At 62.7% G+C, this 8,467-nt stretch carries 6 protein-coding genes; 4 read left to right on the forward strand and 2 right to left on the reverse strand.

What is annotated here, in order from left to right; all coding sequences use genetic code 11:
• The first annotated feature begins 266 nt into the window (after window positions 1–266).
• Both thsA and ACI944_RS08590 read left to right on the forward strand, forming a co-directional pair.
• Complete coding sequence (thsA, locus tag ACI944_RS08585; RefSeq protein ID WP_411718645.1) at window positions 267–1,946, forward strand: thermosome subunit alpha; 1,680 nt, start codon at window positions 267–269, stop codon at window positions 1,944–1,946.
• A 250-nt stretch (window positions 1,947–2,196) separates the two neighbouring features.
• Window positions 2,197–4,308, forward strand: coding sequence for a hypothetical protein (locus tag ACI944_RS08590; RefSeq protein ID WP_411718640.1), 2,112 nt, complete (start codon window positions 2,197–2,199; stop codon window positions 4,306–4,308).
• A gap of 116 nt (window positions 4,309–4,424) precedes the next feature.
• Here the strand turns inward: ACI944_RS08590 and ACI944_RS08595 are convergent, their stop codons facing one another.
• Window positions 4,425–5,198, reverse strand: coding sequence for a response regulator (locus ACI944_RS08595; RefSeq protein WP_411718641.1), 774 nt, complete (start codon window positions 5,196–5,198; stop codon window positions 4,425–4,427).
• A gap of 562 nt (window positions 5,199–5,760) precedes the next feature.
• Here ACI944_RS08595 and ACI944_RS08600 point away from each other — a divergent pair.
• Window positions 5,761–5,889: a hypothetical protein gene (locus ACI944_RS08600; protein ID WP_411718642.1), complete on the forward strand. Its 129-nt coding sequence runs from the start codon at window positions 5,761–5,763 to the stop codon at window positions 5,887–5,889.
• Window positions 5,890–6,010: 121 nt separating this feature from the next.
• On the opposite strand, the gene ACI944_RS08605 is transcribed toward ACI944_RS08600, so the two are convergent.
• Window positions 6,011–7,132 carry a pyridoxal phosphate-dependent aminotransferase gene (locus tag ACI944_RS08605; RefSeq protein ID WP_411718643.1) on the reverse strand — a complete coding sequence of 374 codons (1,122 nt, stop codon included), beginning with the start codon at window positions 7,130–7,132 and terminating at the stop codon, window positions 6,011–6,013.
• Between the two features lie 250 nt (window positions 7,133–7,382).
• Between ACI944_RS08605 and ACI944_RS08610 the strand changes: the two genes are divergently transcribed.
• Window positions 7,383–8,402, forward strand: a complete 1,020-nt coding sequence (locus tag ACI944_RS08610; RefSeq protein WP_411718644.1) for an ABC transporter substrate-binding protein — start codon at window positions 7,383–7,385, stop codon at window positions 8,400–8,402.
• Window positions 8,403–8,467: the final 65 nt, after the last annotated feature.

The following is an 8,467-nucleotide window of genomic DNA, read 5'->3' on the forward strand; positions in this document are numbered from 1 at the left end:
TTCCTCGAGCGCCGCCACAACGAGATGCGCTCGAACGACATCGAGTACCACGAGTTCGCCGACGAGTCGCGGTCCGTGTAGCGGCGACCGACGGAAACCGTCGGAAGGCGCACCGAATGTTTGAACCGCAGAAAGAACCTATATAAACGCTTCGTGTGGACGTATAGCACGCTGATCGTCGGCCCGTCCGGCGGTTTCTCTCTTCCTATTTCAGAAAGATTTATATAGAACCGCGGACAATCATTCGGATGAATATGAGTCAACAGATGGGCAACCAGCCGATGATCGTCCTCTCCGAGGAGAGCCAACGCACCTCCGGGCAGGACGCCCAGTCAATGAACATCACCGCCGGGAAAGCGGTCGCCGAGTCCGTACGCACGACGCTCGGCCCGAAGGGAATGGACAAGATGCTCGTCGACTCGACGGGCAACGTCGTCGTCACAAACGACGGCGTCACTATCCTCGGCGAGATGGACATCGAACACCCCGCGGCGAACATGATCGTTGAGGTCGCCGAGACGCAGGAAGAGGAAGTTGGCGACGGGACGACGTCGAGCGTCGTCGTGGCCGGTGAGCTCCTCTCGCAGGCTGAGGACCTCCTCGAGCAGGACATCCACGCGACGGTGCTGGCGCAGGGGTACCGTCAGGCGGCCGCCGAAGCAAAGGACATCCTCGAGGACGTCTCCATCGAGGTCGACGCCGACGACACCGAAGTGCTCGAATCCATCGCCTCGACGGCGATGACCGGTAAGGGCGCTGAGAACTCTAAGGACCTGCTCGCCGGGCTCACTGTCGACTCGGTGCTTGCCGTCGCCGACGAGGACGATGTCGACACGGACAACATCAAGGTCGAAAAGGTCGTCGGCGGGGCCGTCGACGAGTCCGAGCTCGTCGAGGGCGTCCTCGTCGGCAAGGAGCGCGTCCACGACAACATGCCGGCTCTCGTCGAGGACGCCGATATCGCGCTGCTCGACGCGGCGATCGAGGTCAAAGAGACCGAGATCGACGCCGAGGTCAACGTCACCGACCCCGACCAACTCGAGCAGTTCCTCGAGCAGGAAGAAAAGCAGCTCCGCGAGATGGTCGACCAGCTCGTCGACATCGGCGCGGACGTCGTCTTCTGTCAGAAGGGCATCGACGACATGGCCCAACACTACCTCGCCCAGGAGGGCATCCTCGCCGTCCGCCGCGCGAAGAAGTCCGACATGAAGGCGCTGTCGCGCTCGACGGGCGGCCGTGTCGTCTCCAACATCGACGACATCACCGAGGACGACCTCGGCTTTGCCGGCTCCGTCACACAACAACCCATCGCGGGTGACGAGAAGATCTTCGTCGAGGACGTCGAAGAGGCCCGCGCGGTCACACTCATCCTCCGCGGCGGCACCGAGCACGTCGTCGACGAGATCGAACGCGCCGTCGAAGACAGCCTCGGCGTCGTGCGCACGACGCTGGAGGAGGGGAAGGTCCTGCCCGGCGGCGGCGCACCTGAGATCGCGCTGGCACTCGGCCTGCGTGACTTCGCCGACTCCGTTGAGGGTCGCGAGCAACTCGCCATCGAGGCCTTCGCCGACGCGGTCGACGTGATCCCGCGAACACTTGCCGAGAACGCCGGCCTCGATCCCATCGACTCGCTGGTCGAACTCCGAAGCCGGCAGTCCGACGACAGCACCGCCGGCCTCGACGCCTACACCGGCGACGTCATCGACATGGAAAACGAGGGTGTCGTCGAGCCGCTCCGAGTGAAGACCCAGGCCATCGAGTCCGCCACCGAGGCGGCCGTGATGATCCTCCGCATTGACGACGTCATCGCTGCGGGCGACCTCAAGGGTGGCTCCAGCGACGACGACGAGGACGACGCACCTGGCGGCCCCGGCGGCGCAGGCGGCATGGGCGGTATGGGCGGCGGCATGGGCGGTATGGGCGGCGGCATGGGCGGCATGATGTAAGCCGCGCTCGGCACGTACACCCAACTCCCGGCCGCTGTCGAACCGCGCGAAACCGCTCGAACGCTGTACCAACTTCGTATTTTTCGTCCCGAGACAATCCCTCCGGAGCGATTGTTGAACTACACCACGAGACCTCACGCTATTGTCGTCGTGTGCCACTGTATGGCCGTCCATCGCCGAGGCGTCCCGCGATCCCCGGTAGGTTTTTGTCGGTTGCTCGGTAACGGATGGCACGCAAAACCACTCATTGATGAGCGAACAGGACCCCGTCTTCGGCTTCGAGGCACTCGAGGATCCGCCGGGCGTCGAGGTCGTCGACCGCATCGAACAACTGCGATACCGGCTCCACGCCGACCGGCCGGTCTCGCCGACACCGATCGACACCGACCCGTTTTATTTTCCCGTCGACAGCGCCGTCGAGATTACGGCCGAGGAGATTGTCCTGCCGACGGTCGTGACGGTCTGCATCCGGGACAGCGCGGGCGAGATGGTGACCGAGGTCGGCCATCTTGACGAGGGATCTGTCGGCGACGGGAGCTACATCCTCGAGTTGGGCGCACAGATCAAGACCTACGTTGAAGTCACGGGACCGATCGAGACCACCGCGACGCTTCTGGAGACGCGCATCGAGTTTGACGGCCCGACGGAACTCCGGGTCGGCGCGCAGTCGTGGCACGACCGGCCGGCGGCGACGGTGACGACCACGGCCGACCCCCACGACATGATGGCCGCGGTGAGCACGTTCGGGTCGGCGCTGAAAACCACCTCCCCGGAGCGGTCGTTCCCGTCGCTACGGGGCCACCCCCCAGCGGTTCGGCTCGGCGACCAACTCAAGATTCCGGACTCGATCGAGGTCCCCGAGACGGGGATCAGACTGGAACTGCCGCCGACCCGCGGGGCGGTGTACGCCGCTGCGCCGCTTGCGTACTATCTGGGCGCCGAGGTCGTGGCGGGGTCGGAGCCGCGGCTCGTGACCGACAGGGGCTTCGAGCACTCGCTCTCCTCTCCGAAGTCGTTCGAGGAGAACGTCGAGCGAACCCTCAAGCGGCTCTTCGTGCTCGATTGTGTCACCAGAACCGAGGGACTATACGAGATCGACCTGCGCGCCCGCAACGAACTCGAGGGGTACGTCGGGTTAGACTGGGGGCGGCTCTACGAGCAGTCGCTTGCGGAACAGGTAGCGACGTACCTGGAGGTTCCGTACGCGCTACTCGAGGATGTCATCCCGGAGTGGCGGCTGACAGCCCACGTCGAACCGACAGGCGACACCGTCGAGCAGTTGCCGTTCGTCGTCGACGACCTCGCGATCGTGCGGACGGCCGCCACCCCCGGAGCGGCGCAGCCGGGAACCGAATCCACAGGGACGCTGACGCGGAGTGGTGTCCTCACGCGGTCGGCCGCCGAAGGGACCGAGGCTGACGCCGAGGGGCCGTCGTACGTCCAGCCCCAGTCGTCGGGCTCTCTCGAACAGGCCTGGATCGGCGACCGCATTCCCGTCGGAGCGAGCAAACTGACGGCGGCGGCCTTTCGGAACCGCCTCGACCGGGAGACGACCGAGGGCGACATCTCGATCACCGTCGTGTCGAACGACCCCCGGATGGGCGAGGAGCGCGACCTCGTCGGGGACGTCTACGGCGACCGGGAGAACCTGCCCTTCGACGTCCGGATGCGGCGGGACCTCTCTGTGGAGGCGCTCCGCGAGGAGTTCCGGGCAGATCGGAGTTTCCTCCACTACATCGGCCACACCGAACGGGACGGGTTCGAGTGTGCCGACGGCAAACTCGACGCGGCGACACTCGATTCAGCCGGCGTGGACGCGTTCCTCCTGAACGCGTGTAACTCCTATCAGCAGGGCCTGGCCCTCATCGAGGCTGGGGCCGTCGGCGGCATCGTGACGTTGAACGATATAATAAACGATGGCGCAGTGCGCATCGGCGAGTTGATCGCTCGGCTGTTGAACGCCGGTTTCCCGCTTCGTGCGGCACTGACGATCGCCCGGGGGGAAAGCGTCCTCGGCGGCCAGTACATCGTCGTCGGCGACGGCGGCGCGACAGTTACGCAGGCCGTGAGTCGAACGCCGAATATCCTCGATGTGACGCCCGAGGGCGACGGCTTTGAGCTCCGGATCACGACCTATGCGACGGACGATGCGGGACTCGGTAGCGTATTTAAACCACACGTCAGCGGTAATGATGAGCACTTCCTGAGTTCGGGGGAGATAGCGTCGTTCCACGTTTCATCGGAGGAGCTCATCCAGTTGCTGGAACTGGAGAACGTGCCAGTCCGGCACGGCGGAGACATCCTCTGGAGTCAGTCACTAGATATTGACGATCTAAGCGGAATGGGGTCAAGCCGGAACTGAGGATTCGCTCGCGTGTTTGCCTCGATTCTCCGTTCTGTGCTCGTTTGTATCACTCGCCAGTGCTCGCTCTTTTAACAAACAGCTCGTTTTTATACTTGGCCCGTACGGGCGCGTCCTCATGTGCCGTCGTCGCGGCCCCAGAGAATCCCGATGCAGCCGGGTTCGTCTTTGTATTTGATAGAACCACCGTGGACCTCGACGTCGATTTTCACACCGTCAGCGCGTTCACCGGTGAACTCACACTCGAAGGTGCCGTGGTCCTCCGGATCTGTCTCGACGAACGTTCGCAACGTCGCCTCGGCCGCCTCATTGCCGGCGAGGGCGAGCGGTGATTCCCCGACGAGATCGCTTTGCTCGCACCCGAAGACGTCCGCGAGCCGCTCGTTGACATACACGAACTCGTCGTCTTGAATGATGAACACACCGGTCAGGTCCTGCTCGACCAAGCGACGGTACCACGATAACGCCTCCCAAAACTGCTGTCTGGCCCGATAGCGCTCAACGACGTTCCTAACGCGGTTGGCGAGTACCTCGTATTGGTCGGTGCCGGTCCCTTTCTGCATGTAGTCAGTGACGCCCGCGGCGATGGCCTCGCTTGCGACCTCCTCGCTGCCCTTGCCGGTGAACAATATAAACGGGAGGTCGGCGTACTGCTCGCGAACGATTTCGAGGAACTCGATCCCGTTCGTGACCGGCATGTCGTAGTCGCTGATGACGCAATCGATGTCTCCCCTTTCGAGCCGGTCGAGTGCTTCGACGACGTTTGTCGCCGTCGAAACTGCGAGATCATCGTCGGTCCGTTCCAGATAGGTCGCTGTCACATCGTTCATCGTCGGCTCGTCGTCGACGTGGAGGACGTTGATCTCCTCCGTGTCCGCGCCCGTGGACACCGGGGTTGGAACCTCGATAACGTCCTCGTCAAGATGACCTGGGATTTCACCCCTGAGTAAGGGCGGGCTTCGATCCTGAACGGGGGGATCACCGCGGAAGACCGAACGTGGGATCGAAACTCGCTCGTGCCGTTCTCGGTTTGTCGGGTTCATCGATGGGATCTGTCGTACTGGGTGATTCTTGCCCTGCCGGTAAATATCTTGTATGCCTGACTCACGAACTCGCCGCTTCGGGAGTCCGACACGACTGTGTCCGTCGTTCTGCCCGACTGTTTATACGATGTTGCAGTATTTCGCAAGCTCATTGCGGGGCCGACGCCTACCCCGGTGCTCTGCCCGGACGGAACGTCTTGGTTCTTCGAGACGATTCACCCCGTCGAAATCGAATATACTGTTACCGCCTTCCCATCCGAGACTCAAATATCGCCGTATCTCTATTTTTCGGCCGAGCTATTGATTTTAATCCACATTTTACTTAAAATTTTAACTTAATCTAATTAATCTTATGTAGGTAACTATCAAATAAATTTAATATCAACCCGGGGGTCTGTTGCCATGTATCATGTCCGATACAGACATCGCGGCGTACCTGCGCGAGCACCCCCGAATGATGGGCGTACTGTTCACGACGACTGTCCTGCTTACGCAAGTGGGATCCGTTTCGGCAGGAATCGGTAGCACAATCAGCTAAACACCGCGGCGACGCTGAGCGTTCTTTTTCAGGAGACTCCAACTGGTAGCGTTAACGCCGATGCTAGCTTTGATCTGATTATGCTCGGAGACGTTCGCCGCTAGATAGAACAAACCGGGCGCTACCGCACCGCAGCCGTCGCCTCGCGCATGATCTCGAGAGCATCCTTCAGCGTCTCCACGTCGGTCGCATAGGAGATCCGGGCGTGGCCCGACCCGCCCTCGCCAAAGGCCTCGCCGGGGACGACGACGACGCCGCGGTCGATGACTTCGTCCACCCAGCCGTCGGGAATGCGGGGCATCACGTAGAACGCGCCCTTCGGCATCGGCACCGCAAGACCCATTCCCTCAAGCCCGTCCAAGACGACATCGCGGCGCTTCTCGAAGGCCGCCCGCATCTCGTCGACGCGGCCCTGTGGCCCCGAGAGGGCTGCCTCAGCGGCGTACTGGGCGGGTGCGGACGCGCAGGCTTGGACGTACTGGTGGACCCGGAGCATCCGTTCGATTCGTTCGTGCTCGGCCGTCACCCACCCGAGCCGCCAGCCGGTCATCGAGTAGGCCTTCGAGCAGGCGTTGACGACGGCGACGTTACCCGAGTCCGTGAACCCGGCAGGCGAGTGGTGCTCGCCGTCGAAGACGAACGGCGAGTACACCTCATCAGAGAGACACAGCACGTCGTGCTCGTCGGCGATTCGGGCGAACGCTCGCATATCGGCCTCGCTTTGGACCGCGCCCGTGGGGTTCGCGGGGCTGTTGACGACGAACAGCGCCGTGTCGTCGGTGATCGCTTCCTCGACGGCTTCAGGGGCCATCGTGAGGTCATCACGCAGTTCGACCGGGGTCGGGTCTCCACCCGCCAGATGTGTCAGCGCCTCATACGAGACGAAGCCGGGATCCGGGTAGATGACCTCCTCGCCGGCATCGACGTGGGCTTCGATGGCGATGTGGAGCGCCTCGCTGCCGCCGGCCGTCGCGATGACGTTGTCGGGATCGACCGAAAAGGCGTTGTCGCGGTCGTGTTTCGCGGCGATAGCCGTGCGTAGCGACTCCGTGCCCTTGTTCGAGGTGTAGGCGTCCGTCTGCCCCGATTCGATGGCTTCTATGGCCGCTTTGCGGGCGTGGTCGGGCGTCGGAAAGTCGGGCTGGCCTAACCCGAGGTTGATCGCGTCCTCGCCGGCCGCCTCAAACACCTCCCGGATGCCACTAATCGAGATCCGCTCAACACGGGATGAGAACCGACTCATATCTGTCGTAGCGTCCGGGACGGCAATAGTTCTGCCGTGTCAACAATAGCGGATTCGACCCAGTGACTCACCCCGGCGCATGTATCGGCAATTTTACCCTCTATACAGGACAGCCGTCTGCGTGAAAAGAGGCATATAAGCCCTCCAAACCGAGCGAAACGGCCAAATCGACGGGATGGCACTGTCAGATATCGGACCCAGCACTACCGCTACCTCGCCGTGGATACGTCAGGGGCGTTTACACGACGTAATGACAGGGTTCAGCTGTTCACGGCGCAGATATCTTGGTACAGTTGGTTCGGCTGTGGCGGTCGGCAGTGCCGGCTGTCTCGGTAGTGGCGGTGGCGGCTCCTTGGAGGAACTCACCGTTGCATACATGCCGATTTACCCCGATCTGCAGTACTTCGTGATGGAGGGAGAGGGGTACCTCTCGGAGATCGACGCGGAGATCGACGGCCGGGAGTTCACCGATGGACCGGCGATCGTCCAAGCTTACGGCAGCGGCGAACTCGATGTCGCGATGTTCGGTATCGTGCCCGCGATGATCGTCGTCGACCGGGGCATTCCGGCGCAGGTGACGGCAGCAAACATCGTCGAGCCGATGGGAATCATGGCCGACGAGGAACTGCAGGCGCTCTGGGCTGACCACGGTGCCGACGCCTTCGACGTCTGGGCGGACGAGCACGGCCAGCGCTTCCGGTTCGGGACGTTCCCGCAGGGATCGGTCCCGGACGTGTTGCTCCGGTATTGGCTCAGCGACGTCGTCGGTGTCGACCCTGAATCGGCGGTCGACATCATCGAGATCAACGGCGCGAACGCCGTCTGGCAGGCGATCGCGGGCGAGGAGATCGATGGCACCTCGATCATGGAGCCGGTGCCGACGATCGCCAACGAAGAGGGCTCGAACGTGTCGATGTTCCGGACCGCAAGCGAGATCATGCCCGGCCAGCCCGCCGCGGTGACGCTGATGAGCGATGCAGTCCGGGACTCGCCGCTGGCGGCGCAGTTCCTCGAACAGCACGTCCGGGCAACCGAATTTATCGCCGAAAACCCCGACGAGACGGCCGCACACGTCGAAAGCGGCATTGGGATGCCCACAGAACGCGCCCGGACAGCGCTGGAGTCGCCGCTGTCGAACTTCGTCACCGACCCGCGTGAGATCGAGGACGGAACCGAGGTGTTCTCGACGTTCGCCCACGATAACGGCCAAATCGAACAGGAACTGACGACCGAAGATATCTTCGATTACAATGTCTACGATGGCCTGTAACTGCGGACACGAGGGGGCGTGAGTACAGATGGCCACGAAAACCGACGTTGATGACGATATCGGGG

The organism is Natronomonas sp. (genome assembly GCF_046710025.1).
Classification (GTDB): Archaea; Halobacteriota; Halobacteria; order Halobacteriales; family Haloarculaceae; genus Natronomonas.